24 protein-coding genes and 1 pseudogene are annotated in these 25,343 nt (G+C 64.3%); 15 read left to right on the top strand and 10 right to left on the bottom strand.

Annotated elements, in window-relative coordinates:
* The first annotated feature begins 230 nt into the window (after nt 1-230).
* Nucleotides 231-614 carry an Hpt domain-containing protein gene (locus tag QF050_RS08585; RefSeq protein WP_308930066.1) on the top strand — a complete coding sequence of 128 codons (384 nt, stop codon included), beginning with the start codon at nt 231-233 and terminating at the stop codon, nt 612-614.
* A 16-nt stretch (nt 615-630) separates the two neighbouring features.
* On the opposite strand, the gene QF050_RS08590 is transcribed toward QF050_RS08585, so the two are convergent.
* On the bottom strand, nt 631-849 hold the full coding sequence (locus QF050_RS08590) for a hypothetical protein (RefSeq protein ID WP_308930067.1): 219 nt from the start codon (nt 847-849) through the stop codon (nt 631-633).
* Nucleotides 850-1,382: 533 nt separating this feature from the next.
* Between QF050_RS08590 and QF050_RS08595 the strand changes: the two are divergent.
* Nucleotides 1,383-2,120: pseudogene (locus QF050_RS08595) on the top strand (glycosyltransferase family 2 protein); the annotation flags it as partial.
* 302 nt (nt 2,121-2,422) lie between these two features.
* Nucleotides 2,423-2,803 carry an Hpt domain-containing protein gene (locus QF050_RS08600; RefSeq protein ID WP_308930068.1) on the top strand — a complete coding sequence of 127 codons (381 nt, stop codon included), beginning with the start codon at nt 2,423-2,425 and terminating at the stop codon, nt 2,801-2,803.
* Nucleotides 2,804-2,916: 113 nt separating this feature from the next.
* On the opposite strand, the gene QF050_RS08605 is transcribed toward QF050_RS08600, so the two are convergent.
* Together QF050_RS08605 and QF050_RS08610 are read right to left on the bottom strand one after the other, a co-directional pair.
* Entirely contained in the window at nt 2,917-4,482 is a 1,566-nt protein-coding gene (locus QF050_RS08605; protein WP_308930069.1) for a DUF1565 domain-containing protein, read from the bottom strand.
* Between the two features lie 298 nt (nt 4,483-4,780).
* A complete protein-coding gene (locus QF050_RS08610; RefSeq protein WP_308930070.1) occupies nt 4,781-6,055 on the bottom strand; it encodes a glycosyl hydrolase in 1,275 nt (424 codons plus the stop codon).
* 587 nt (nt 6,056-6,642) lie between these two features.
* Here QF050_RS08610 and QF050_RS08615 point away from each other — a divergent pair.
* The 4 genes from QF050_RS08615 (at nt 6,643) to QF050_RS08630 (ending at nt 9,840) form a co-directional block, all read left to right on the top strand.
* Nucleotides 6,643-7,179, top strand: coding sequence for a WxL domain-containing protein (locus QF050_RS08615; RefSeq protein WP_308930071.1), 537 nt, complete (start codon nt 6,643-6,645; stop codon nt 7,177-7,179).
* Between the two features lie 121 nt (nt 7,180-7,300).
* The gene (locus QF050_RS08620; protein ID WP_308930072.1) at nt 7,301-7,879 is read left to right on the top strand and encodes a hypothetical protein; all 579 of its coding nucleotides are present in this window, start codon (nt 7,301-7,303) and stop codon (nt 7,877-7,879) included.
* 50 nt (nt 7,880-7,929) lie between these two features.
* Entirely contained in the window at nt 7,930-9,069 is a 1,140-nt protein-coding gene (locus QF050_RS08625; protein WP_308930073.1) for a WxL protein peptidoglycan domain-containing protein, read from the top strand.
* A 357-nt stretch (nt 9,070-9,426) separates the two neighbouring features.
* Nucleotides 9,427-9,840, top strand: a complete 414-nt coding sequence (locus QF050_RS08630; protein ID WP_308930074.1) for an Hpt domain-containing protein — start codon at nt 9,427-9,429, stop codon at nt 9,838-9,840.
* Nucleotides 9,841-9,879: 39 nt separating this feature from the next.
* On the opposite strand, the gene QF050_RS08635 is transcribed toward QF050_RS08630, so the two are convergent.
* On the bottom strand, nt 9,880-10,656 hold the full coding sequence (locus QF050_RS08635; protein WP_308930075.1) for a response regulator transcription factor: 777 nt from the start codon (nt 10,654-10,656) through the stop codon (nt 9,880-9,882).
* A gap of 279 nt (nt 10,657-10,935) precedes the next feature.
* Between QF050_RS08635 and QF050_RS08640 the strand changes: the two genes are divergently transcribed.
* From QF050_RS08640 to QF050_RS08650, 3 genes are all read left to right on the top strand, one after another.
* Nucleotides 10,936-13,398: an EAL domain-containing protein gene (locus QF050_RS08640; protein WP_308930076.1), complete on the top strand. Its 2,463-nt coding sequence runs from the start codon at nt 10,936-10,938 to the stop codon at nt 13,396-13,398.
* A 107-nt stretch (nt 13,399-13,505) separates the two neighbouring features.
* Nucleotides 13,506-13,652, top strand: coding sequence for a hypothetical protein (locus QF050_RS08645; protein ID WP_308930077.1), 147 nt, complete (start codon nt 13,506-13,508; stop codon nt 13,650-13,652).
* 341 nt (nt 13,653-13,993) lie between these two features.
* Complete coding sequence (locus tag QF050_RS08650) at nt 13,994-15,244, top strand: MinD/ParA family protein (protein ID WP_308930078.1); 1,251 nt, start codon at nt 13,994-13,996, stop codon at nt 15,242-15,244.
* A gap of 307 nt (nt 15,245-15,551) precedes the next feature.
* Here QF050_RS08650 and QF050_RS08655 read toward each other — a convergent pair whose 3' ends face one another.
* Nucleotides 15,552-16,865: an EAL domain-containing protein gene (locus QF050_RS08655; RefSeq protein WP_308930079.1), complete on the bottom strand. Its 1,314-nt coding sequence runs from the start codon at nt 16,863-16,865 to the stop codon at nt 15,552-15,554.
* Between the two features lie 1,080 nt (nt 16,866-17,945).
* On the opposite strand from QF050_RS08655, the gene QF050_RS08660 reads away from it, so the two are divergent.
* Nucleotides 17,946-18,419 (top strand): ATP-binding protein, encoded by a 474-nt coding sequence (locus tag QF050_RS08660; protein WP_308930080.1) that lies wholly within the window; start codon nt 17,946-17,948, stop codon nt 18,417-18,419.
* A 403-nt stretch (nt 18,420-18,822) separates the two neighbouring features.
* Here the strand turns inward: QF050_RS08660 and QF050_RS08665 are convergent, their stop codons facing one another.
* The 5 genes from QF050_RS08665 to QF050_RS08685 all read right to left on the bottom strand — a co-directional run bounded on the left by QF050_RS08665 (nt 18,823) and on the right by QF050_RS08685 (nt 23,163).
* On the bottom strand, nt 18,823-19,365 hold the full coding sequence (locus tag QF050_RS08665) for a hypothetical protein (protein WP_308930081.1): 543 nt from the start codon (nt 19,363-19,365) through the stop codon (nt 18,823-18,825).
* Nucleotides 19,366-19,403: 38 nt separating this feature from the next.
* On the bottom strand, nt 19,404-20,063 hold the full coding sequence (locus QF050_RS08670; protein ID WP_308930082.1) for a TasA family protein: 660 nt from the start codon (nt 20,061-20,063) through the stop codon (nt 19,404-19,406).
* 42 nt (nt 20,064-20,105) lie between these two features.
* On the bottom strand, nt 20,106-20,693 hold the full coding sequence (locus QF050_RS08675) for a signal peptidase I (protein WP_308930083.1): 588 nt from the start codon (nt 20,691-20,693) through the stop codon (nt 20,106-20,108).
* Between the two features lie 274 nt (nt 20,694-20,967).
* Nucleotides 20,968-22,440 carry a HAMP domain-containing sensor histidine kinase gene (locus QF050_RS08680; protein WP_308930084.1) on the bottom strand — a complete coding sequence of 491 codons (1,473 nt, stop codon included), beginning with the start codon at nt 22,438-22,440 and terminating at the stop codon, nt 20,968-20,970.
* Between the two features lie 12 nt (nt 22,441-22,452).
* Nucleotides 22,453-23,163 carry a response regulator transcription factor gene (locus tag QF050_RS08685; protein ID WP_308930085.1) on the bottom strand — a complete coding sequence of 237 codons (711 nt, stop codon included), beginning with the start codon at nt 23,161-23,163 and terminating at the stop codon, nt 22,453-22,455.
* A 176-nt stretch (nt 23,164-23,339) separates the two neighbouring features.
* On the opposite strand from QF050_RS08685, the gene QF050_RS08690 reads away from it, so the two are divergent.
* The 4 genes from QF050_RS08690 to QF050_RS08705 all read left to right on the top strand — a co-directional run bounded on the left by QF050_RS08690 (nt 23,340) and on the right by QF050_RS08705 (nt 25,339).
* Nucleotides 23,340-23,846, top strand: a complete 507-nt coding sequence (locus QF050_RS08690; RefSeq protein WP_308930086.1) for a hypothetical protein — start codon at nt 23,340-23,342, stop codon at nt 23,844-23,846.
* Nucleotides 23,847-23,988: 142 nt separating this feature from the next.
* The gene (locus QF050_RS08695) at nt 23,989-24,501 is read left to right on the top strand and encodes a hemerythrin domain-containing protein (RefSeq protein WP_308930087.1); all 513 of its coding nucleotides are present in this window, start codon (nt 23,989-23,991) and stop codon (nt 24,499-24,501) included.
* A gap of 180 nt (nt 24,502-24,681) precedes the next feature.
* Nucleotides 24,682-24,882, top strand: coding sequence for a hypothetical protein (locus QF050_RS08700; protein ID WP_308930088.1), 201 nt, complete (start codon nt 24,682-24,684; stop codon nt 24,880-24,882).
* A gap of 94 nt (nt 24,883-24,976) precedes the next feature.
* Nucleotides 24,977-25,339 (top strand): DUF488 family protein, encoded by a 363-nt coding sequence (locus QF050_RS08705; protein WP_308930089.1) that lies wholly within the window; start codon nt 24,977-24,979, stop codon nt 25,337-25,339.
* Nucleotides 25,340-25,343: the final 4 nt, after the last annotated feature.

Below are 25,343 nucleotides of genomic sequence, written 5' to 3' on the forward strand. Positions count from 1 at the left end.
CTAGGACGCCAGTCCGCGGCCTACAAGACGGCGCTGAACTTCCAGGACGCCGCATCTTGAGCCAACCTTGAGATCAGCCCACACGGAAAATTGTGTGAGGCACGGCAAGGTGGAGTCATGCTTTTACGTCTCCAGGCACGGATCGATGCCCGCACTTGCGCCCCGCTTGCGGCCGTCCCGCCCCGCGGAGCGCCCGTCCTCGATGCGCCGGTCAGCGGCATCCACCCCGCGTGAGCGCCCACTTTCCCGCGCTGGACCTTCCGGTCCTGGATCCGCGGTGCCTCGGCGTCCTGGGGGAGGAGTTGGAGAGCCTTTCCGGGGCCTTGGCGTTCATGGCGTCGTATCTGGACCTGCTGCCCGACCGGCTGGCGTCAGTTTGCGCCGCGGTCCGCACGGCCGATGAGGACACCGCCATGGACCGGGCGCTCAGCCTGAAAGTCACGTCCAGCATGGTGGGGGCCCTGCAACTGGCGGCCTTGGCTGGGACCATGGAGGCCCTGGTGTGCCGGGGCGACTGGCCTGGCGCGGAACCGTTGCTGGATGTCCTGGCACCCGCCGTCGCGGCCGTCCGGGCGGCCGGCGCCGCCGTCGTCAACGCCCTGGTCCACCCGTGAGCGGTGCCCTCACGTCCTAGGCCCCAGCTATGAGCCGGCCGGGCGGCAGGTGGCCCCGGACCCGTAGCGCAGCGCAGCCAGTCCGCAGCGCTGCGGTGAAGGCATCCCGGATGGCCGGTGTGCTTGTAACCGTCCAGTCCACCCGGCCCTTCACCTCAGCCTCGTCCTTGTCCCACTCGAACCAGTTGATCATCTTCAGGTTGGGGAACTGCGCGTGCGTCTGGGCGCTGAACATCTGTTCCCACCACCCGTCGCCGCCATCAGCCTCCAGCTCCGCGGCACCCACACCGCCGTCCCCACCGGCGGCCAGGCCGCGCTTTCCGTCTACTGGAACGACTACCTGCTCAGCTCCCAAACCCTGGACGGCGACACCTTCGACATCACCGCGGACAACCCCGCCAGCCACATCCAGTCCCGCAACGGCCTCCGCCTGCGGCTCACCGCCCTCCCCGCCGGCGGCGACTGCTCCGGCCCCGCCGGCCTGCTCCCCATGGAACTCACCGTGGACACCACCGGCAGCAAACTCACCGCCCAGCGCGGCCACTCCATCAAGCCCGGCTTCGCCCGCTTCCCCCAAGTACTGGGCAGCACCCTTCCCATCGCGTTCGACGCCGGCGCTACCGCCCAGCAAAACACCATCAACGCAGCCACGCTGGCGTGCTCCCTCCAACGCGACAACGACGCCCCGCTCCGGCTCGCAGGCTTCCGCACCGTCTCCAGCAAGGACATCGAATACGGCGTGGGCACCAGCGCCCCCTACGGCTGCTGGTGCTGCTGGAAGAGGACGATACCGAGACCATCGAGGCCGCCAAGCGCTCCCGGCCGCGGGAGTACGTGCGGATCCTGGTGGTGCCCCGCGGCGAGCCGCAGACCAAGCCCCGGGCATGCAACTACGGCCTCACCTTCGCGCGCGGCGAGTACGTGGTGATTTACGACGCCGAGGACCGGCCGGACCCGGGCCAGCTCCGCGCGGCCATTGATGCGTTCCGGCAGGACGCCTTCGAGCGGCGCTACCTGGCCCCGGACCGCCGCCCGCTGATCTGCGTGCAGGCCGCCCTGAACTACTTCAACGCGGACCAGAACGTCCTCACCCGGCTCTTCGCAATCGAATACACCCACTGGTTCGATTCCATGCTCCCGGGCCTGGACCGTTCCGGCATTCCGCTGCCGCTGGGCGGCACGTCCAACCACTTCGACACCCGGCTGCTGCGCCTGGTGGGCGCCTGGGATCCTTGGAACGTCACGGAAGATGCGGACCTGGGGCTCCGCGCCGCCGTCGAAGGTTACCGGGTGGGCGTCATCAACTCCACCACCTGGGAGGAAGCCTGCTCGCAGGTGCCCGCGTGGATCAAGCAGCGCACCCGCTGGATCAAGGGGTACATGGTCACCGCGGCCGTGAACACCCGCAACACCGTCCGGTACGTCAAGCGCACCGGGGTGGCGGGCGCCGTCGGCTTCCTGGGCCTGATCCCGCTGGTGCTCGGCTTCACCATCGTCACCTATGTGGGCTACAACTTCGTGGGCCTGGTGCTGCCCGAATGGCTTCTGGCCGGCGGCGTGGTGTCCATGCTGTTCGGCAACGCCATGATGATCCTGGTGTCCGGCACCGCCACCTGGCGGCGGCACGGCTGGCGGATCGCCATTTTCGCGCTGCTGAACCCGGCGTACTGGGTGCTGCACGCCGTGGCCGCCTGGCGTGCGGCCTGGCAGATGCTCTCCAGTCCGCACAAATGGGAGAAGACCCCGCACGGGCTGGATGAGGAGTATCACGACGACGGGCGGTGGTCCGCGTGGGCGCGCACCTTTCCGTGCTGGACCCCTCAGCCCTGGAGCTTCCGGTCCTGGACCCGCGGTGCGTCCGCCACCTGGGGGAGGAGCTGGACAGCCCCGCCGGGGCGCACGCCTTCCTGGGCACCTACCTGGAGCTGCTGCCGGACCGGCTGGCCAAGGTCCGCAACGCCGTCCGCGGCGGCGACGGGGACACCGCCATGGACCGGGCACTCAGCCTCAAGGTCACGTCCACCATGGTGGGCGCCCTGCAGCTGGCGGCGCTCGCCGAGGCCATGGAGGCGCTGGTCTTCCGGGGCGACTGGGCAGCCGCGGAACCGTTGCTCGATGTGCTGGCACCCGCCGTCGCCGCCGTCCTGAAGGCCGGTGCCGTCGTCGTCAACGGCCTGCTGCAGCCGTGAGGTGAAGCCCGTGGGGGCCTGCTCCACTGGCCTTGGCCGAGTGCAACCGTCCGGAACGCATCTGTGCGATGCGTCCCGGACAACGTCCCGCCGCGGTTGCAGGCGGGCAACTCTTACGACGCCAGCGCGTCCGCCACCAGGGTCAAGGTATCCACGGCGTAGTCACTGACGTGCTTTTGCCGCTGTGCCTTCAGTTCCTGGGTAAAGGCGGCCAGCTCATGGTCCTGAAGCTTGCTCACGAGGCTGTCCCGCAGGCCCTGGTTATCAATGTCTCCGGAGCTGCTGTACGCGGTCACCAGCTTCTCCAGCGTCGCAAAGGGATCGCCCTTGTCCGCGAGGTAGCCCAACCCGTACTTCTGCAGCGCGCTGCCAGCCACAGGCTTCATGAACGTCACGTCCGGGAGGGCGCCGTCCGCCTTCCTGGGAGCGGTCAGCTGCTGCATGTCCAGGCTCTCGAAGTCTCCGGCAGCCACGCTGAGGCCGCCATCAATCGTCCACGAATTGTTCGTCTCGTTCTCCGCGGGAGTGTTGTCGTTTGACGTCAGCGGGCCGGAGAAGGCCACGTTGTTGTGCAGGACCTCCCGGTATCCCGGAATGTTCTCCGGGCTGGTTGGGCTCACGCGCTCCAGCATGTTGAAATTGGCGCCGTACCCGGGCTTGTAGGCCGTGTTGTTGATCCAATTCGCCGATTGTCCCGGCTGATGGTTGGCGTAGAAGTTGTTGGCGCCGTTATCGGCGGCCAGGCTGTTGATAACTGTGTGCAGCGGAATCGGATCAGGGAGCCCGGTGGTGCGGTACGCGTACCCGCCCACCTTGAATCCGTTCTGGTCACCCACGCCGTTCTGGTTTCCATGCTGGTCAAACGACCAGTCATTGATGTAGGCCACCCGGCCTTCCGACGTGATGCTGTCGAAGCCGTCATCACTGTTGTGCCACGCCCGGTCATTGATGAACCACACGTTCTTTGCGTGCGCACCGAAGCCGTCAGTATTTCCGGCCGACAAGGCGGTGGGGCCGATGTTGTTGTACGAGTCGCTGTTCAGGACAACGCCCGTTCCGTCCAACGTGTAGTAGAAGCCGATTGCCTCGTTGTCATGGGCTGCCATGTTGAGGAAGTTGGCGCCGCCGGCAATCCTGAAAGCCTCCGATTGCTTTTGGGGGCCCACCTTGACTCCGGTGGCATCGAATCCTACGAAGTTCACGCCCGTCACTGCCGTTTCGATGTAGAAGCCGGCCACGCGCTGATCGGTGGGAACGTTGCTGAAATCGAAAACCGGCCGGGCGTCCCCCGGGTACGCCGCGTAGGTGATCCCGCTCTTGTAGATGTCATTGACGTAGTGGTAGACGTCTTCGAACGGATTGTTGGTCTCGGGTATTTCAAACTGGTTGTAGATTCCGCCGCGGATGTAGACGATATCGCCGGCCGACGCTGCTGCCTGTGCTTTCATCAGGGTCTTGAAGGGAGCGCTCTGTGTTCCGGGGTTGCTGTCGCTTCCGGCCGGCGAGATGAAATAGGCGTGCGCATCCGGTGAGGGCGCTGCCGCCACTGCGGTGAGCTTTGACAGGTCCGGGGCCGGCGGATTGTCCGCTGGACTCGCGCTGGCGGGGTCAACGACGAACAGGGCCCCCATCACACAGGCACCGGCCACTGCAGCAGCTATCCGCTTCGATTTTTTCACGCACATTACTCCTTTGTATGTATGTCGAATCATCTGGAAAAAATGCTCTGGGGGAGACCTTCAGGGATGTCCCTTTATCGATGTGACAAAGCGCTGTGCGCACCACAAAACAGCCGGGAGTGGTGGCCATGGTTCTGGTGCGCCCGGGAAAGGATGGCGGCCCCGCAGCCCCGCTGACGTGTCCCGAATCCCGAAGATGGAACGATTCAAACACAGGGAATGCGCTTTCACAAGGGCAATCCAAGGTTTGTTTCGGTGGTTCTGGCCTGATCAGCCGCGGGGGATCGGAAGCGGTGAATCAGGGCCCGGCGGGGCGGCAGCCGGCCCCGGCGCCGTACTTGAGCCAGTCTGGCAGCGCCGCAGTGAAGGCGTCCCGGATGGCCGGAGTGCTGGTGACGGTCCAGTCCACCCGGCCCTTCACCTCAGCCTCGTCCCTGTCCCACTCGAACCAGTTGATCATCTTCAGGTTGGGGAACTGCGCATGGGTCCGGGCGCTGAACACCTGCTCCCACCAGGCGCGCTTGATGTCCGCTTCGGCCGGACCGCCCGCGGCAGGGTTGTACATGGCTGCCGTTCCCGGGATGGCCAGCGGCTTGCTGTGGTTCACCGCGTACTCGGTGTAGAAGTCGGGGAGCAGCCGCTCGTCCCCGTTGGTGCCGTTGTAGTTGCCGGTGAGCTGGTCCGCGAACTTGTTGGGCTCAGGCACCGCATTCGCACCCCACGGGTAGGTGCCACCCCAATGGAAAAGGGACAGGCCCACCCAGTCCACCGCGGCATCCCCGGGGTAGAACGGGGCGTAAGGATCGTCCGCCATGGTGAGGGCGCCGTCGTCGTTTGTGTCCAAGGCTGTGAAGTCCGGCGTCCCGGGCTGGACGTCGTACACCCGGCCCGGGTAGGCGTAGCCGCCGGCATAGGACGGCGCCCACATCATCGCCGAGCCCGGCGCCCCCGCATGGACGGCGTCGGCCACCTGCGTGAACGCCGCCCGGAACTCCACCGGCTGCTGCGACCACGGGAACCAGAAGCCGTTCATCTCGTGGGCAAACCGGACCACCACGGGGACGCCCTGGCCGTTGATGGACGCCAGGTCCTTCACGAGGCTCTCGATGGCGTCGGGCGTGATGGCGGTGAGGCCCTTTTGGGGCTCGAGGGTCAGCAGCATCATCTGCCCGTCGTTACGGATCTGGGCGGCGGCCTGCTGCAGGTTGGTCCGGTCCTGGTCCGTATACGGGAAGTCCACATAGGAGACGGTCACGGCGGGCTTGTGCCCCAGTTCGGTGGCGTATTGGGCCAGCGGCTTGGCGGCCGGATCCAGGTTCACCCCGAACAGGGCCCCCGACGACGGTGCCAGGCTCCCGCGGTCCGCCACCCCGCAGACGGGCTGGGTTTTGTCCGCCTCCGCTGCCGTGCTCTGGGCCGCTGCCGTGCTCTGGTCCGTCGCTTGGGTGGCGCGGTTCCGGTCAGCCAACCCGTTGGTGATGCTCGCTACGCCGAATCCCACGGCGAGTACCGCCGCCGCTACCGGGAGGGCCCAGGACTTGAACCTGTCAACCATTGCCTCACGGCGGGTCACGGAATTGTCCGTTGACTGGTCTTCGGGCAAAGCGGACCCCCTGTTGGCCTGCGGTTTTGTCTCCCCATCCTAAAGGTCGGTTCGCTCCCGGGCGCACTAGGGTGCGTTGCTAAAGCTCGCTCCTAGCCAAGTGAGCGATGCGGCGAGTTCAACAGGGTCAAGGAAGTTGCGTGCGGTCTTGTCTGATCTCATGGCGAGGCCGCGCCAGTTCTTGAGCCGGTTGAATCCGGGTTCGACGACGTTGCGGCCCTTGTAGGTAGTGGTGACTTCTCCCTCTGCGGCAGGTAGCTGACGAAACGCAGATTATCCGGGCGCTAGGATGCGCGAACAGGCGGTACAAAAGGGTGCGTTGGGGGCTCTCCTTTGCCCTAGGAAGTGCTTTGGCTAACTCTATTGCGAGGACTTCCTCAGCATTCACGCAGGTTAATCCAAGGAACGGATTAAAGCGGTTTCTGGGCTGTTAGCTTCGTTATGTCGTTATGAACCTCGCCGAGAACGGCGACCCCCTGGGGTTTCTGCAGGGGACACTCGATGTCCACGGGCACGCTGGGTGCCACGGGGCAACACCGAACAGAAGGTCTCACATCATGCGCACTTCCATCAAGACCCTTACAGTCTCCGCCCTCACGGCCGCCGCCGTCCTCGCCGCACCCGCCGCCTTCGCTGCGGACGTGATCACCCAGGGAGTGACCAGCGGCGACCGCTCTGCGGCGGTAAGCGGTATAGAGTTGGGCGCTGTCCCCGTGTCCCACGTTGCTACGACCGGGCACGGCTCCTGGACCTTGGCAGTGGACGATCTCTCCGGCACCGGTGCCGGTTGGAAAGTCACCCAGCAGGTCTCATCCTTCGTGTATGACGGCAGCAACGGCACGAACGCTGACATCCCCGCGGCAAACTTCTCCGTTACTCCTGGAGCGGTTACCGCCGTCAGCGGGTCCGCGACCGGCGTCACCCCCACTCTCGGTGGAACCCTGGACGCACCGGTGAAGGTGGTGTCCGCGGCGGCCGGTTCGGGTGTGGGACAGTACACGCAGGCTATCGCGTCGAGCCTGACTGTGCCCGCCGACAGCCTCGCCGGTACCTACACCGGTACGCTGACCACCACCATCAACGCCGCTCCCTAAGGCGCACTGGTACAACGTGCAGTCAAACTAGCTAAAAGGGTGGCGGGGCCGGTCCGGTAACGGGCCAGGCCCCGCCACTTACGCGTCCGGCAGATACGATAAGTGCATCAGGGGGAAATCCATGTTCACTCAACGTAAGCATCTGGTCGCGGTGCTGACCGTGCTGTTCACCGCCGCGATCGTGTCGGTGGTGCCGGCCATACCTGCAACCGCAGCCCAAAGTGCCTCCGTGGGCGCCCTGACCCTTCCTACCGTCGTGGCCTCCCATTCTGCCCGGACCACCACCGGCCGCACCGTCCTTACCGTGACCGACACGTCGCTTTACACCCCTCCGGTCCTCCCGGGTACCCAGGGTATCGGTCTGGGTCCCGGCTGGCACGTCACCGAACAGGCATCACCCCTGGCCTACAGCGGCCCGAATAATGGAACAGCTATCCCGGCTGCGAATCTGGCCATCGTGTCCGTAGAAACCCCGACCGCTGCCTCCGGCCAACCGGTGGACCCTGTCAACGGGCCCATGGTGCCCGCCCTCAACCCTACCGGCCCACTGGACAGCCCCAGGATGGTCCTGCACGCCAATTCCGGGTACGGGGCCGGCACCTACACCCAGGGCATCACCCTGTCCCTGACCATCCCCGCCGATACCCGCGCCGGCACATACACCTCTACGATCACCACGACCATCAGTAGCGGACCGTGACCGGCCTTGCTGGCCGTCTTCACCCCGCCACCCTGCGAAGGAACACACACATGCCCCTGCCGTCCCGCCAGCGACTGACCCGGACCATGCCTGCGGGCGTCAGCCCTGGCACCCGGATTCTGACGGTCAGGGTACTGCTGGCCCTCGGATCTCTCCTGGCCGCACTCATGTGGCCGGTGGCGTCGGCAGTGGCCGATGACCAGCAACAGGTCAAACTCAGCCTCAAACCTGTGGATCAGGCCGGCTCATACTTCGCCCTCACCATGGAGCCGGGCCAGAGCCGGGAGCTGAAAGTTGAACTGGGAAACCACGGCACCAGCCCCATCGGAGCGCGAACCTACGCAGCGGACGCTTACTCAATCATCAACGGCGGCTTCGGCGCCAAGGACCGCGACAGCAACCCGTCCGGGACCACGTCCTGGTTGTCCTACCCTGGGCAAGTCCTGCAACTTCCCGCCGGTCAAGCGAGCATCCGATCCTTCACCGTCACGGTTCCGCCGGGCACCGCACCCGGAGACTACATCAGCAGCCTTATCCTCGAAAATGACGCACCCATCCAGGGCTCAGGATCGGTCGCCCTAAACCAGATTGTCCGTCAGGCCGTTGCTGTATCCATCCGGGTTCCGGGCCCGCTCCAGCCCGCCTTCGGATTCGGGCACGCCGAACACAAGATCACGGCAGAGCATTCGGTGCTCGATATCGGCATAGCCAACACCGGCAACATCAACCTCAAACCCGCCGGAAACCTCACTATCCACGATCACGATGGAAAAACCGTCGCAGAGGCTCCCGTAACCCTGGACTCCATCTACGCGCATTCGGAGACCAAAGTCGAAACCACTCTCGGCGGGAAACTCCAGCCGGGAAATTACACCGTCAACATCAGCCTGACCGACCCGGCAACAAAGACAACCGCCACCGGCACGGAACTGCCTTTTACTGTCGCCGATCCAGCCCTGGCGAACACGGGTAACAGCGCCCAGCCCGGCCAACTGCCGCAGATCATCCAGAACGCCGGGACCGGGGCCACCCCTTACCTCATCGGCGCCGGCATCCTCGTCGCCCTAGCCGCCGTGTTCCTGCTCATCCGCAGAAAGCGGCACCCGCGCCCGCGCCGCAGTGACGAGGCAACCAGCGCACGACGCCGGGCCCGACGATCCCGTCCTGCAGAGCACGCCCGCCGTGACTGAACAAAAACCTTCTTCCATGCCTGGTCAGCCCACAGGCTTCGGCACCCCGCTCTTCAACCGGGCAATCACTCTTCTAAGTTCATAGCTGGCGGGACCGTCCATGGATGGATAGGACGGCGGGCGGAGGGGTTTCACGTTTGTTGGTGCGCCACGAGGGCGCTAGCAGTTCGAATGAAGATTGAAGGTCTTCGTCGGCTGGCGACTTTAGCTGCTGGCCGAATCTGACCGCGGGCTGCCAATGGTGGAACAGCCATGGGACTGCCCCGGCTTTTTGTTCACCGCAGAGAAAGCGCTGGATTTGTATAAGATCTGCCGAAGTCAGCCTCGCGGGGGACAGATGGGGAATAACGTTGGTTCATGTCCTCTTCAGCGTCCCCATTTAGCAGCTTGGAACCCGCTGCTGCCCAAGGGCGGGGAGCTGAGCTGCCACTGCTCGATCTTGCTGCCCTTCGCAGCCTGGAAGACCAGGTAAAGGAACCTCTGGCCCGGAATTTTGCAGCGGACTACATCTTCATGTGGGAGAGCCGTTGCCAGCGCCTGACAACAGCACTGGCAGACCCCGACGCCCGCGAGAAGGCCCTTGACACGGTGATCAGCATCAAAGTCTCATCGGCCATGATCGGGGCCCTGCGTTTGGCCCGGCTTGCCGCCAGCCTGGAAGAGCAAATTCGCGCTGCCGCCCTGCCCGAAGCAGTGTCAACCCTGCCGGCGGTCGCGGAATGCGGGAAAGCGACTATACAGGAGCTTCGCCTGCGCTATTGCGCGGCGTGAACCGATTGCCGGCCCGGCGCGTGCCAGCGGGAGGGGGCCTTACCCGGGAATCTTCCGCGATTTTGTTTGCGCCAGCCGGTATCCAACTCCGCGGACGGTCTGCAGCCAACGCGGGGACTCCGGATCATCGCGTAACTTGCGCCGGAGATTCCCGATATGCACTTCGACCGCCCTTTCGTCGGAGTCACTGATGTAGGCATTGGGGAGATGGTCGTCGTCGCGGACAGCCCGAATCAGCTGTGGCCTGGAAAGAACCGCACCGTGGGCGCGGAAGAGGGCATGCAGCAGGTCGAACTCACTGCGCGTCAGTATCAGCGGCGTCCCGTCAACCTCGGTGGTGCGGCTTCCGGCGTCCAATACAAGGCCATTGTGGCGGAACACCACCCCCTGGCTCTCCCTGGCCGCAGCCGCACTGTCCCGGAGCGCGCCCGGCTGATTAGCGCCCTGCCTCGGCCGCCTCATCATCGCCGCGATCCGCGCGCGCATCTCCCGCGGCCGGAAAGGCTTGGTGATGTAGTCATCAGCCCCAAACTGCAACGCGCCCAATACATCGATCTCGTCGGTTCTTCCGGTGAGCATGACGATGTAGGCATCGCTGAAACCGCGGATGCGGCGCAGGACTTCGAAGCCATCGATGTCCGGCAAACCCACGTCCAGCGTCACTACGTCAGGGTTTCGGTCCCGCACGGCCTGGACTCCGGAGCGGCCGTCGCAGGCAGTGTGGACGATGAAGCCGGCCTGGCAGAGCACCCCTTCCAGGAGGTTCCGCACATCCAGATCATCTTCGACTATCACGGCAGTGCCCAGATCACTCATGGCCCCTCCGAAGGGATCCCCGTACCCCCGGGCCCAGCGCCCGCAGGTCTTTTCACCCTACGTTTTCCACCGTACAACGCGATCGAATGGTTTGCATTCGGGATGCTGGATTTGTTGGCACTCAACGGTTCTGGAAGCCGGGCCTCGTCCCGCCCCACCGATGTCAAAAGAAATTAGCCATCCACCCCGTTTTGGGGGGATCTCGGAGAACGCAGTGGGTCATATACTTCAGCAACAGAGGTAAGGCGTGGCGGGCCGTATCGACCTCCGGGAGGATTGATGGCTGGGGAGCATCCGGATGAACTGCTGATGCAGTCTTTGCTGCTGGATGAAATCGGACAGTCGGTGATTGGCCTGGATTCCCAGTGGCGGGTCACGTACTGGAACCGTGCTTCGGAACGGTTGTACGGATTCACGGCGGAGGAAGCACTCGGGCAGAATCCCTTGGACATGGGGATCGTGGGTGATTTCCATGGTCCGGGACGGAGCGGGACGGATCAGGAGATCGCCGACAGGATTGCTCGCGGCCAGGCCTGGTCGGGGGAGTTGTGGATGCGGCACCGGACAGGGCGGGAGTTTCCGGTTCATGGAACGGTCAGCAAGGTCACGGGGCGGCACACCGTGCCTGTGGATATCGTGGCGATTTCCAAGGACATCACTGACCGGAAGCATACGGAGGCAATCCTGCGCCGGTTCTCCGCGATGGTGGAGTCTTCCGGGGACGCGATTATCGGCGGTGATTTGAGCGGAAGAATTACAAGCTGGAACGCGGGTGCGGTCAGGATGTTCGGTTGGACGGCCGCCGAGGCGATCGGGAAAACCCATACGCTCCTGACCAGCCGGGATACCGAGGAATTCGCCGATGAAGTAGGTGCCCGCATCCGCAGCGGCGAGTTTGTCACGGGACTGGATGCTCTGTGGCGGCGCAAGGACGGCTCCCTGGTCGATGTCGAGTTGACCGTGTCTCCGGTTCACGGCCAGGACGGAGAGCAGCTGGGCGTCTCGGTGATCGCCCGGGACATCACGGAGATACGACGATTGAAAAAGGAAGCGGCGGCCGAGCGGCGCAGGCTCCTGGACGCCCAGGAGATGGCCCACGTGGGAAGCGTCGAGCACATGGCGGGGACGGGGCAGGCCTGGCATTCGGAGGAATTTGCGCGCCTGTTCGGGTTGGGGCCGGGTCAGGCAGCGAACAGGGAAGTGATGTTGGAGCGTACACACCCGGAGGATCGCGGTCTTGTCCGCCGCGTCTGGCAGGGGTTGGAGGCAGGTGCCGGCTCGGCGGACTTCGAGTACCGGATCCTCACCCCGGGCGGGAAACTCCGCTGGCTGCACTCGCGCATCAGGTGCGTTCATGGTCCGGACGGTGCAACGACCAGTTTCCTGGACACTGTATTGGACATCACGGACCGTAAGAACGCGGAGCAGGTCCTGGAATGGCAGGCCCGCCATGATGCCCTTACGGGGCTCCCGAACCGGTACCTGATTACTGAGGTGCTTCAGGCCTACCTTGACCGTGGTTCGCGGCCGGTGGTGATGTTCGTGGACATTGACCGGTTCAAGTTGGTCAATGACGGCATCGGCCACGGGGGAGGAGACAAGATTTTGGGACTCCTCGGGGAGCGTCTGGGCGCGGCGGTCAGGCCTGGTGACATGGTGGGCCGCTTTGGGGGCGACGAATTCATTGTGGTGTGTGAGAACATGCTGCTTCGGTCGGCGAAACTGTTGGCTGAACGGATCAGGCAGTGTACGAGGGCGCCCTTCCACGTGGCGGGCCGGCAAGTCTTCCTCAACGTAAGTGTTGGCATCGCCCTGGCCGGCCCTGACGATACCGCGGAATCAATGCTCGGGGGAGCGGACACGGCCATGTACCGCGCGAAGTCCACCGGCGGCGATGCCTCGGTGATTTATGAGCAACGCATGACCCGGCACGCCAGTGTGCGCCTGGACCTGGAATCCGATCTCCGGCAGGCGTTGGACCGGGGCGAACTGCGCCTGAACTACCAACCCATCATGGACCTCGAAGCGCAGGCTCCGGTTGGCTTCGAAGCCTTGCTGCGATGGAATCACCGGCAGCATGGACCAATCAGCCCGGAGGTGTTCATCCCCGTGGCGGAAGAAACCGGCCTGATCATCCCGATCGGCACCTGGGTCCTGCAGGAAGCCCTGCGCCAGGTGCAGCAGTGGAGAGCCGGTGTGCCCGCGGCGCAGGGACTGTCAGTCGCGGTGAATATCTCCGGGCGTCAACTCGTCGCCAGGGACTTTCCCGAAGTACTGGAGTCAGCCCTTCAGGGTTCCGGTATCGACCCGGCTGCGGTGCACCTGGAGATCACCGAGACAGTGCTGATGGATGAGCCGGACCTGCCCAAGGAAACACTGGAACGGCTCAGGCAGGTCGGCGTGGGCATTTCCATCGATGACTTCGGCACGGGGTATTCATCCCTCAGCTACCTGAAATGGCTATTTGCGCGGACCCTGAAGATCGACCGTGCCTTCATCCAGGACCTTGGCATCGATCCACACGGGGAAACAGCCATTGAACTGGTTATGGGCATGGCGAAGAGCCTGAAGCTGGACGTTATCGCAGAAGGCGTCGAAACCCCCACCCAGCTTTCGGAGCTGCGGCGCCTCGGCGTCCCGCTCGCGCAGGGCTACCTGTGGAGCAAACCGATACCTCCTGATCGGATACCAGCCTGGCTCGCCCAGCTTCCACTCCGGCGGCAAACTGCAGTGAAGAGCTAACCATAGGCGGGACCTTGCGGAAACCTTGAGCTTTTGACGCAATTTGTCAATTTCATTGACTCATGGTTGGGTACATGTGGGGGCTAATTATCACCATGGAGGCTGTTGTGGCTTTTCTTGACTACGCACTTGCGCTTTGCGCGCTGCTCGGCACCTTGTTGATCCCCTTCGCAGTCCTCTACCAGATGCTGCGGCTCAAGCGCCGCGCACTCCGGATCCCCGTCCGTCCCGCACCCCGAGGTAACCAGCGCTGACATGCCTTATGTCGATATCAACCCCCACAAAGGCCGTCCCAAGTGGGTGGGCTACACCGTCCTTGCCGTCCTCCTGGTCCTCACCATCGCCGTGGTGGTGGCCGCCCTCACGCACCATTGATGTAGTCAGCCTGGCTGGCCAACCCGGTCCCAGCACCTAGACTTACTGTTTGAACCAGTACTGCATAACAGTTTGCCGAACGTCCGGGGGGACAGACATGCCAGAACCGGCGGATCAGAATGCAGGCGCCCCAGCAGAGGATGCAGGGCAGCCGCAACTGCGCCGACGCCGCGACCTTCGTCGTGCCGATGGCACAGTGGACGATGCCTGGACAGGAACCATGCCAGCAGTAACCCCCAACACGCCCAGCCAGGACGACGCCGGAGTGCCGGTTACGCGCCGCATGTCTTGGGCGGAAGCGGCCGCCGCAGCCGACGCCACCAAGCCGTCCCGCGCACCGGCCCCCGCCCGCGTGCCGTCCTCCGCACCTGCGGCCCCGCCCACTGCTCCTCCGGAGTCCGGGCGCCCCGCTGCGCCCATCGCTTCCGTGCCCGGCGACCGCACAGGTGACGTGGCTCCGGAAGCGGCAGCGCCGTCGTCGGACGCTCCTGCATTCCGCCGCAGCCGGCCCACCGTGGCGGACGCGATCGCCGAAAGCCCCATGCCGGACTTCATCAGCTCGCCCGGCCTGTTCGTCAAGGAGCAGAAGCCGCGGCCGGTGGGCGGGTTCCGCGGTGCGCTGTACAACCTGACCGGCGGCGCCTGGAACTTGGGCCCCGGAGCCAAGCAGCGCCAGGAGGACGAGCTGGGTCGGCGGATTTCGCGGCAGCTCCAAGGCAGCTACAACACCGCGATCCTGAGCCTCAAGGGCGGCATCGGCAAGACCTCCACCACGGTGGGCGTGGGCCTGACCCTGGCCGAATACCGCGGCGACGCGCCCTGCGCCATCGACGCCAACCCGGACTCCGGGGACCTGGTGGAGCGCGCCCTGGGCGAGGGGATCTACCAGCAGTCCAGCCCGCGGACCATCACGGATCTGCTGGAAAACATTGAGTCCATCGACTCGCTGACGGCCCTGGCCCGGTACATGCACCACGCCGGCCGGCTGCACCTGATCGCGGGAGAGCAGGACCCGGAAGTCTCCGACTCGCTGACGGCCGGGGAATACCTGCGGATCCGCAAGCTCATCTCCAGCTACTACTCGGTGGCGCTGACCGACTGCGGCACCGGCGTGACGCACAACGCGATGAGCGGGATCCTGCAGTCGGCCGACAACCTGGTGATCGCCGCAGGCTATGCGGTATCCGGCGCCAAGCGGGCCCGCAGCACCCTACACTGGCTGGCCAGCCACGGCTACGAGGACCTGGCCCGGAACGCGATCGTGGTGATCACGGACAAGGACGAGGTGTCCTCCCGGGTGGACAAGGACGCCATCGAGGAACACCTGTCCGGGATCTGCCGCGAACTGATCGCCGTCCCGCACGACCGAGGCGTGGCCGACGGCGACCTGGTCACCTTGGACGTGCTCAAGCCGGAGACGCGGCGGGCGTACAAGGAGATTGCCGCCGCGATCGTGGACGGGTACCGGTAAGGGTTCCGCTTTTCTCGCCGCGCACCTGCATTTTCGCTGTGCATCCGCCGTGATCGGGGTGAAAACGGTGGTGGGCTCGCTGCCGTTCGTGAAGCCCGCACGCCGTCCCGACTCCAAAGACAGTTACCTGATCAACTAGGCCCCGGCCCACATGGACGCTGGCAATCCCGGTGCATAGGGCTTTTCAGCTACTGCTCTGACATGGCTTGGCACGTCGCCGACGTACTCGGAGACTGATGACCCGGGTGTCGATTCTTTGGACTGGATCACTCGGTTGGGATGTACGCAAACCCCGCGAATCCAGGTCCTACGGGCGCTTGTGCTGCCCCGTTGTGGGGCCAGAGGCTGGGCGTTTCAAATGGACTGGCACGGACCAGAGTTTCCATTCCTCCCTGGCGACCGTGGGACGGCCGAGCAGGTACCCCTGGCCTGCATTCATGCTCAGCTGACGCACTGCATCAAGTTCGGCCTCGGTTTCAATCCCTTCGGCGACCAGCGAAGCGCCGATGTCTGCTGCGAACGCGACCATTGCTGCTCCCAGAGCACGCAGGCCCGCGTCGGCGTTGATACCCGTGATGACTTTCCGGTCGAGCTTGATGAGGTCCGGCCTGAGTTCGACGATGTGCCGCATGGAAGAGAAGCCGGCCCCGGCATCATCTATTGCGATCCTCAAACCCTCGCGTCGCAGTTGGGCCAATGCTTTTCCGAGGGGGCCGTAATCGGTCACTTCATGGTGTTCCGTCAACTCCAGCACAATGCGTTCCAGCGGAATGGAAGAACCCTGGAGGAGAGCCGGTACCCGGTCGTCAAGACACGCTTTGGGCGAGAGATTGACCGCAACGTAGAGGTCTTCCGGCAGGGACGCTGCGGCGGACAGGGCAGCTTCAAGTGCGAGCATTTCCAGTTCCACCCCGAGCCCAACGGAGGCGGCTCCAACAAACCAGGCCTCGGGGGAGATTCCGCGATCATCAGCGCTGAGAAACCTGGTCAGTGCTTCCGCCCCTATTACGTTGCCATTATTTAGGGCGCGGATGGGCTGGAAGGCTGTCAGCAAGGTACGGGAGATCAGCATGGCCTCAACCCCGGCGCGGGTTTCCTCCGACGCAACGTCATGGGCGGAGGGCACGTCCAAGGCACGCGTGGTCCCTTCAAAGCCCCGGACTTGTCCTTGTCCGTCAAGGATCGGCCTCCCGGAAACCTCAACGAGGATCCTGCGGCCGTCCCGGTGTCGACACGCAGTCACCAGGCCAGACCATGATGAGTCAGGCTTCTCCCTTTTCGCCCGGTTGCGTATTGCTTCGGCCAGATCCTCGCATTCCATGACGCGGCTGTAATGCTGGCCGAGAAGCTCGGAAGGGTCATAACCGATAAGTTCCCGGGAAATGGGACCCGAGAAGGTGAACCTGCCGTCCGGGCCGATCGTCCACAACCATTCACGGCTGGTCGCGAGCACTACTTCCAGGAGACCGGATGCCTCGTATGGCTGGGGGAACCCGCGGCTCTGCCTGCGCAAAAGGGTCCACACCAAGAAACTGGCCACCAGCAACATCCCCAAGGCCAGGACGAGGGGTCCCCACGGCTCCTTAATCAGGATGGCCGGAATGGCGAGGGCGAGAATCAATATGGTTAGGGAAGCCGAGTACAACATCCACCATGGCGACAGGAATGGCCAGGACCAAGGTGCGTGGCCCCGGCGGGTGTTGAACTGAAAAGGGTCTTCCTTCATGCTTCGGGGTACATTGCCCCGCAACCCTTTCCGCATTAGGGATGCCTCTGCGTTTCTCCGTGCCGCTTGTGCTTGTGGCCGGACTTACTTTGAAACCGCGGACATCCCCAAAAGTATAAACAAAACAACGAACAATTACCGTTGATCAGAGCCATGGCTTACCCCCCAAGCACCAGTCAATCATTTAACTAGTGGCTACTCCACATATTGCCATGCAAATTGCTGGATCAAGAGCGTGTGACAGCAGGTTGTGCTCGGCCGAGCTGAATTTCAAGTACGCGCATGCGCGAAGTATGAGGCGAGCATGCCAAACGACCGTCTGGCTGCACTGGAACTTCTGGTGTCCCCGGCTGCGGCGTTCCGCTGGAAGGCGGGAACAGCCCTGGGATCAACAGCGATGGGGGTCATTCACGCATTCGGCGAAGTCGACGGACATGGAACTAATTTCTCAAGCCGGGGCAGGGCCGTAGCCCGCGGACATGAATCACTGGGAACATGGGCAAAAGCTTTGCGGGTTTGTTTTGGCATTCCCTTTTTCCCCCACTCACTGTTTGGTTTGCGTCGCCATAGCGGGCGCAGGCATTACGCTGTGCGTCCACTTCGTGGCTCCCACTTCCCCAGATCTTCCTCTTGCGCGCCCGCTCGTCATAGGGGTCATGGTCTGGAGCCCAGCTCTCAAAGCCGGACTGTTTTGGTTTCCGCGAACCTCTTGAGCCGGAGCAAGACTTTATTCGCCTATCGGAACGAAAGCAATCGTAGTAGCGGCCTGCTGAATCGGTGCACAGTGCTCCTGTCAGCAGACTTTGTACTGCGGATTCCCTGGCTTGCCCAAACCTGCTGGAAACCTCTGTCCAGCCTGCGGATAACTACCGGAGTCCTTGATGGTGGAGGGGCATGCTTGCCTCAGCCCCACTGGTCCACCCGAGCCAAGCGGGTGAATCACAACAGCAAGGCATGCGAGGAAGCAGGCATCCCATGAGTCAAGCAACATCACTGGACCAAGACGTCACCGTAGGTGAAGTCCCGGGGGATCTCACCCTCGACCTCCACAGCTGGGGGCTTGCCGGCTGCATTGACAGGCTGACCATACCGCTGCGTAGGCAAGGCATGCGCTTGCGTTTCGAGACACCACACCACGGTCTCGAAATTCCCGCAGCATGCGCCGTGCTGCTCTACCGGGTGGCGCAGGAGCTACTCAGCAACGCCCTAAGGCACTCGGAGGCAAGTGAAGTAACTGTCAGGCTGGAAGCCGTCTACCACGGTATCCGCCTCAGCATCAGGGACAACGGCATCGGCTTCAACACCGAGAGCCAAGTCCCAGGCGTCAAGAAACCGGGGTACGGCTTGTGCCTCATGACCATGGCCGTGTACGAAGCAAATGGCACCATCAGCACTGATTCCAGTCTGGGCGAAGGAACCCGGGTATGCATCACCCTTCCACTCGACTGAGTCGCGCCTGGACCTGCCGACGTTCGTGGGGATCTGGATGGGCGCCGGATCCGCGTAGACCGTTGGTAGCTCCACCATAGGCTCGTCCGAGGGGTGCATGCTCGCCACACTGGCCCTCAAGCGTCGGTGGCAACACCGCCGTGCAGGTGTTCCTGCTGACGCCCTCTATCAGCAGCGCCGATGTGGGGCACTTTTCAGGGACACGTCGTCGGGGGTCCTAAGTAGCCCCTCATGGCCTGCGAGCAGCCTTGGCCGCTGCGACGCTTTCGAGGTCGCCAGCGAGCTTTGCGAGGTGGACGGTGCAAAAGGTTTGCTCTTGTTCAGCAGGTATCAGGGTTGATTTTTCGTCACGGGCTGGTGCCGGCTCCGGGCAGTTGGGATGGGGCGTTTCTGGCAAACCGGGTCAACTTCCCGTGGTGGTTGCGGCCCGGGCCTGGGCGCGGGTGACGCTGATGCCTACCGTTAGCGACGGTGTGGTGGATCTGGGGATGGTTCCGGCGACGCTGGCCCGCAACCTGATGCCTTGGCCAGCACCTGGGGGGACCACCGTGGACGCCTGCGGGGACGTGGCTGTTGTCAGAACGGTGGAGATGACTCCGGAACAGGTGTTTGCTGATTCGTTCCAGCCCGCACTGCACGCTTCAATGGTGAAGGTCGCCGTGGAGGGTGTCCCGGTGGCAGTGTATGTCGCGGCGGTGAGCGTTATTGTTCCGGTATTCCCGACAGTGAAGAACTGCGGCGGATACAACGGCTGCCCGTTGGTGCCTGTGTTGGGGAAGGTCAGGACTAATGCGCCGGTGCCGTAAGGGGCGGTGGTGTTCGTGGTTGCCACCGCTCCCCAGGTGCCGCTGCCGGCCACGACCCTGGCCGAAGAAGCCTGCGCTGTGCTGGCAGCTTCGGCCGGGGTCAGTGAGGTGCACGCCAGCAGGGCTGTGACGGCCAACATCGCCGCCGTCCCTCTCGAAAGGGGTGCACCCACCGCGGTTAGCTTCCGGTGACGGTGGCGGTGCGCTGTGTTTCGCCGAATGTCCAGGTCAGCGCGGAGGACAGGCCCTGAATGGTGCCTGCAGGGGCAACGCCGTTGGTGACAGTTTCCGTCTGGTCGGGCAAAGCGAGGGAAATCTGGAGGTTCAGTACACTGCTGGCAGCGTTGACGCCGGACTTCACCGATACCGGTGCTGCCGTCAGCGTGCTCAACGGTGTGCTGGCGAGCAGGACGGTGGTGGCTCCGCTGCAGGTACCGGCACCCGTTCCCGGAGTCCACGCAGTGGGGCACGAGGTGACGGTGACATGAAGGCCCTTGGTGGCGCTCGTTGTCAGGAGGGTCGGGGTCCCGTCGGCCACGCCGAGGGTGATGTCCTTTCCGTCCATGGTGTCGCCCTGGGTAAGGCTGATGTACCTGTTGACGGTATCGCCGGGAGCAAGATTAGAGATGCCCTGGCTGAAGCCGGTTCCGTTGCTGGCCATGGTGAGGCTGAGAGTGCCGCTGCTGGCAGCTTGGGGTGCCGTGTTGAAGGCAGTGGCGTTCAGCGCGGCATAGACACCGCCACCGGTGATGGCGAGGCCCGCTGCTGCGACGGCACAGGCTGCGAGCATGCGGGGGTTGGGACGGCGTGAAGGACGGGCAGAAGTGAAAGCAGACATGGCAGATCCTTTGCTGGATATGGGGCAGGGGTTGGAGTCTTTTCAGACGGCTGGGTCAGGGGTGGTGGGGGAGATCTGGTGTGGTGCCGCCTTCAGGATCCAGCGCACCGCACCTCCTGTGAGGGTCAGGCCGAACAGGGCAGTGAGAAGGGCCCGCGGAACGGGATTCTGGATCCACAGCAGTGCATTGCCGGCCGACGGGACGATGGCGATAACGACGGGTACCTGTGGTTGGCTCAGGGTGGCACGCCAGCTGTCAGGTGCAGGATTGGCGTCGCCCTTTGTGGTGAGGACCGGCTGCGCCGGCGATCCACTTATGGCAGTGATGCGGTGAGCGTAGGGGACAGTCTCTCCGGGAGGCGTGAACACGGCGATCTGTCCCGGGTTGAGGCTCGAAACGTCCGCCTGCGCCGTAACGAGCAGGTCCCCCGGCGCATAGGCCGGGCGCATGCTGCCGGTGAGTACGGGGGAGAAACCGATATGAAGCAGCGGAGCTACAACAAACAACCCCAGCACCGCCAGGGTGATAATCGTTGCGAAACAGGTTCCGATCACCCTCGAAGCAGCTATGACCCGTGCCCTGCTGGAGGCGGCCCATCGTGGGGTGGCGGGGGTATCGGTGTAGTTCATGGAGATGTTGCCATTCGTTGAGACCGTTTAGCAGAACATCAATGACTTTGCCGGGCAGTACTCAAGGCAGGCAGCGGCGTTCAATCAAGAATTGGTCAGCCTTTGATCAACGCTGTGTTCGGAATTCCCGGCTCGAGCCCGCGGTCCGGATGCGGGGCTCGAAAATGAGCCCGCGGGTCGAAAGGGAATGTGCGTGTCGCCGCTGGTCCGGCACTCTGGCGCGCGCCGCCGTCGTCCGCCCTTGCCGGCGGTAGAAGGACGTTGCTGAACGTGGTCAGGGTTGGGTGCTGGTTGCCCGGGGCAGCCGGATGCAGAAGCAGGCGCCGTTTTCGGCCGGGTCTGTCGGTTCCACGGTGAGGTTCAGATTCATGCGCTGGGCCAGCCGGGCAGCGATGGACAGGCCAAGCCCGCTCCCGGTGGGCCGTTGTCCGTCATACCTGCGTGCCAGCGCGCCGCGGTGGAAGGCGACGGCGGCGTCCTCGGCGGTGAGTCCGGGACCGTTGTCACGGACCTGGATCGCGACGATGCCCTGCTGGTTGGTGCTTTGCGCTGCGCCGGGGGAGGGAGCTTCGATTCCGGCGTGAAGAACCAGGGGTTTTCCGGGCGGGGTGACGCGCAAGGCGTTGCCGATGAGCCCATCGATGATTTGGCGCAGCCTTTGTGCGTCCGTGGTGGCCAGCAGGGGTTCTCCGGCATCCGGAGCGGGCAGCTGGAGCGTGAGATCCACGCCCGCCTGCGCCGCGGCCGGCTGCCATGCCCGCTGCGCCTGCTTTAGGAGTGCGGGGACGTCCACCGGTTGGATGTTGAGTGTGAAGTCGTCCGCCTCCAGCCGTGCCAGCGCGAGCAGGTCACGGACAAAGCCGTCCAGCCTGTCCGTTTCGGCGGACAGTGTCTGCCCCACCCGGACGGTGTCTTCGGGCGGTATCAGTCCGTCCTGCAGCGCTTCGGCGTATCCCCGCAGGGCGGTGAGCGGCGTCCGGATCTCATGGGAAATGGAGAGCAGGAATTCTCGTTGCCTGCTTTCGCTGGCCAGTAACGCATGGTCCAGGGTATTGATGGCTTCGCCCACGGCGCGGACCTCGGTCGCCCCGGCAGGGTCAAGGTGCACGGTACGCTCACCCTCAGCCATTCGGCGTGCTGCGGCTACTGTCCTGACGAGCGGGCCGGAGAGCCGCCGGGCCAGCAGCGTGCCGGCCAGCGCGGCGATCAGGAGCCCGGCCGCCAAGGCCAGCAGCGTCGGCTGGAGGAGCTGGGCCGAAGCGGCGTTGACGTCCGCGAGTGACCGGGTCAGGACGATCCCGCCGCCCTTGGCGAGGGGCCTTGCTTCCACGAGGAACTGGACACCACCCTTGGTGAGGGTGCGGGAGATTTCTTGCCCCGAGAAAATCTGGTGTACCTCGTCTGGACTCAGGATCCGAGCCGCCGCGCCCGTGACGGAGCCCCCAGGGGTGATCGTGGAGAGATCGTAATTGTCCGGCCCCAGGAGGTGGCGCTCGCGCAGGTCCAGCGCCTCGGAGGCAACCGGCGCTGCACTGAACGCATCGGCCTGACGGGAAAGCTGCTCCCTGGCTTGGGTGACGGCAGCGGAACGGATGAGCGGAAAGGGCGACGCTGCCGGTGACGAGGACAGCCAGGACGGCGACGGCGGCGGTGACGAGAGTGATACGACCCGCCAGTGAGCGCAGCCAGAGCATAAGGGTATGGCCGGGCTCGCGGCGGGGGTGCCGTTCGTGTGCGCCTTTTCCAATGGGGCTGCTGCTCACGCGCCATCCCCGTCGGCAGAGTATCCGACGCCGCGCAGTGTACGCAGGGGGTTGCCGGCGCCGAGCTTGGAACGCAGCTGGGCGATATGAACGTCCACGGTACGTCCGGCCGAGTAGTCTGCCTGCCCCCACACGGCTGAGAGGAGCTGCTCGCGGCTGAATACCCGGCCTGGGCTGGCCATGAGGTAGGCGAGAACATCGAATTCCCTCGCGGTCAGCTCCACAGGCGAGCCGTCCACGCTGGCGGTGCGGGTTTCCGGGTCCAGGGCTACCGAGCCCACCCGCAGGACGCCGCCCCCCGGGACCCCGGTGCTGCGGCGGAGGACCGTCTTGAGCCGGGTGACCAGTTCGCGCGGCGAAAACGGTTTGGTCAGATAGTCATCAGCGCCCAGCTCCAACCCCAGCAGCATGTCCACTTCCTCGTCGCGGGCGGTGACGAAGATGATGGGCGTCCAGTCGTTCCTGGCACGCATCCGCTGACAGACTTCGATCCCGTCGATGCCGGGCAGCCCTACATCGAGCACCACCGCGACCGGCCTTAGGCTCCGGACCTGTTCCAGGCCCCCTTCACCGGTAGTTTCGACGTGTACCCCGAAACCTGCCCGGCTCAGATAGATGCGCTGCACATCAGCGATCGCGCGCTCGTCCTCAACCACCAGCACCAGGCCGCGGGACGGCTGGGCGCCGGCAGGTATTGGGTTTTCCATGTATCTATTGAACGCTCCGGCAGCCCCGTCCCGAGGGCACCGCGGCGGGACTTTACGTTCCTCTTACATTCGCCGAACACAAACCTGATCTCCCCAAGCCAGAGTGAGAAGGACCGGGACAGTGCAGACCGTGGCACGAACCGTCCCAGGTCCATGGAATCATCGAGGAGACATGCATGAATACGAATCCCACCGCGCCCCGTAACCGCAACGTGCGTCAGTGGCGCGTCCGCGCAGGTGCGGCCGCTGCAGGAGCTGTCCTCATCGGGGGAGCGGTTCTTGGGGCAACGTCAGCATCGGCTGCCAGCCAAAGCCCCTCGCCGTCCGCCGGTGCCTCATCCGCCGCGGCGGCCGGACCCGGCAGCGGGAAGCACCCTGCCGCCCATCCCTTTGCACGGGCCCTTCGCAACGAGCTCAGAGTTGACATCGAGGCCAAGGCCGGCTTCGGAGACAAGGCCCACGAGATCGCGTACGTGCTGATTCATCACACCGCTGCTTTCGCCAAGCTCCCCGCAAACCTGCAGGAGGACCTGAAGACCCTTGAAGCGGCGGCGGCCTCCGACCGTGACGGCGATGCAGCGAAGATCAAGGACACTGCCCTCAATGGCGGCTACGGGGACAAGATCCAAAAGGAGGCAAAAGCCATCCAGACCAAGCTGGCCCAGACACCCACCAAGCAATAAGCGTCACTGAGCGCCGGCACTCTCCCAGCATTCCTGCTGGGAGACTGCGGCCAGCGCATCGTGGCCTGCCGGGTGGCGGCGTGACAAATGGGTACCTTGAGAGTTAGTGCTGCCAGGTACATATCCCGCCGAAAGGGCCACCATGGACATCGTTGAAGTGATTCTGAACGACCACCACGAACAGCGGCGCCTGTTCGCCCTGCTCGATGAGATGCATCGCTGCGAAGCGCCGGACCTGGAAGCTGTCTGGAACCGGTTGCGCATCCTGCTGGAAGTCCACGCCAAAGGTGAAGAGGAACTCTTCTACCCCGAGTTGCTGAAATTGGGGGAGGGCGCAGGCGGGAAGGATTCCCCAGAGGACGAGACCACCGATGCGATCCACGACCACAACGAAATCCGGGACGCCATCAGTGAAGTCTCCCACCATGAGGCAGGGACGCAGGAGTGGTGGGCGGCCCTGGCCAAGGTCGATGAAGTCAACGGCGATCACATGGCAGAGGAAGAACGCGAAGGCCTGACCGACTTCCGGCAGCACGCGTCCCTGGAACTGCGCCACCGCCTAGGCCTGTCATTCGCCATCTTCGAATCGAAACACGCCGCAGGCATCAAAGCCCGGGACGTCAGCCCCGAAGAGTACGTCCGCGAGAACGAATAGGGCCCTGAACAACCGTGGGGCTCGAAATCGCTGACGTGCGTCGTCAAGGAATGTGGCGTCGCTGATCGGCCTCGCCGAGTGCGCGTTGCGCTCCCGGTGGCTGTCTGAGTAGTGGCCCGCGTGAAAGACAGGTAGCTGGTACCGGGGAAATCCTGACTGCGGGCTCGTAGCGTCGTCACCATGATGGATCTCATGGATGGTGGGCACCGCCGCCGCCTGCCCAAGCGCGAGACGCTGGAGCTTGTAGGTTTCACTGCGTTGTCCGTTGCGGCCGCGGCGGTATTGTTGCCCCTGATCGGGGTGAAGACGGTGGTGGGTTCGCTGCCGTTCGTGAAGCCCGCGCCCCGGCGCGACGCCGAGGACAGTTACCTGATCACCTAGCCCAGGCCTGCTCGGGTGCACGCAGGCACTTCGGCGCGTGCCGCCGTCGTACTTTTGCCCTGCCCGCGGTGGGCAATCAGCGAGGAGCTGGGGAATGTCGAGTGCAGCGGAAGTCCAGGTACGCCGGGTCTATGACGGGACCAGGGATGACGACGGCGTACGGGTTCTGGTGGACCGCATGTGGCCGCGCGGGATGACCAAGGCCAAGGCAGCACTGGACGAGTGGTGCAAAGACGTCTCCCCGTCAACGGAGCTGCGCAAGTGGTACGGCCACGACCCAGCCAAGTTCGACGAATTTGCCAAGCGCTACAAAGCCGAGCTCGAAGACCCGGCACGGGCGCAGGCCCTTGACCATCTGCGCGAACTCGCCAAGGGCCAACGGCTGACGCTGCTGACGGCAACCAAAGCCGCCGAAATCAGTGAGGCCCAAGTCCTGGCCGAGCTGATCGGGCGGTAGCCAC

The organism is Arthrobacter sp. SLBN-112 (assembly GCF_030944625.1).
Taxonomy (GTDB): Bacteria; Actinomycetota; Actinomycetes; order Actinomycetales; family Micrococcaceae; genus Arthrobacter.

Excerpts from the sequence above, each read along its gene's own strand:
- QF050_RS08630 (WP_308930074.1), top strand. The coding sequence starts at position 9,427 with ATGTCCTCTTCAGCGTCCCCATTTAGCAGCTTGGAACCCGCTGCTGCC.
- QF050_RS08640 (WP_308930076.1), top strand. The coding sequence starts at position 10,936 with ATGGCTGGGGAGCATCCGGATGAACTGCTGATGCAGTCTTTGCTGCTG.
- QF050_RS08670 (WP_308930082.1), bottom strand. The coding sequence starts at position 20,063 with ATGTCTGCTTTCACTTCTGCCCGTCCTTCACGCCGTCCCAACCCCCGC.
- QF050_RS08700 (WP_308930088.1), top strand. The coding sequence starts at position 24,682 with ATGATGGATCTCATGGATGGTGGGCACCGCCGCCGCCTGCCCAAGCGC.
- QF050_RS08695 (WP_308930087.1), top strand. The coding sequence starts at position 23,989 with ATGGACATCGTTGAAGTGATTCTGAACGACCACCACGAACAGCGGCGC.
- QF050_RS08660 (WP_308930080.1), top strand. The coding sequence starts at position 17,946 with ATGAGTCAAGCAACATCACTGGACCAAGACGTCACCGTAGGTGAAGTC.
- QF050_RS08590 (WP_308930067.1), bottom strand. The coding sequence starts at position 849 with ATGTTCAGCGCCCAGACGCACGCGCAGTTCCCCAACCTGAAGATGATC.
- QF050_RS08615 (WP_308930071.1), top strand. The coding sequence starts at position 6,643 with ATGCGCACTTCCATCAAGACCCTTACAGTCTCCGCCCTCACGGCCGCC.
- QF050_RS08705 (WP_308930089.1), top strand. The coding sequence starts at position 24,977 with ATGTCGAGTGCAGCGGAAGTCCAGGTACGCCGGGTCTATGACGGGACC.
- QF050_RS08620 (WP_308930072.1), top strand. The coding sequence starts at position 7,301 with ATGTTCACTCAACGTAAGCATCTGGTCGCGGTGCTGACCGTGCTGTTC.
- QF050_RS08690 (WP_308930086.1), top strand. The coding sequence starts at position 23,340 with ATGAATACGAATCCCACCGCGCCCCGTAACCGCAACGTGCGTCAGTGG.
- QF050_RS08650 (WP_308930078.1), top strand. The coding sequence starts at position 13,994 with ATGCCAGCAGTAACCCCCAACACGCCCAGCCAGGACGACGCCGGAGTG.
- QF050_RS08685 (WP_308930085.1), bottom strand. The coding sequence starts at position 23,163 with ATGGAAAACCCAATACCTGCCGGCGCCCAGCCGTCCCGCGGCCTGGTG.
- QF050_RS08625 (WP_308930073.1), top strand. The coding sequence starts at position 7,930 with ATGCCCCTGCCGTCCCGCCAGCGACTGACCCGGACCATGCCTGCGGGC.
- QF050_RS08675 (WP_308930083.1), bottom strand. The coding sequence starts at position 20,693 with ATGAACTACACCGATACCCCCGCCACCCCACGATGGGCCGCCTCCAGC.
- QF050_RS08665 (WP_308930081.1), bottom strand. The coding sequence starts at position 19,365 with ATGTTGGCCGTCACAGCCCTGCTGGCGTGCACCTCACTGACCCCGGCC.
- QF050_RS08635 (WP_308930075.1), bottom strand. The coding sequence starts at position 10,656 with ATGAGTGATCTGGGCACTGCCGTGATAGTCGAAGATGATCTGGATGTG.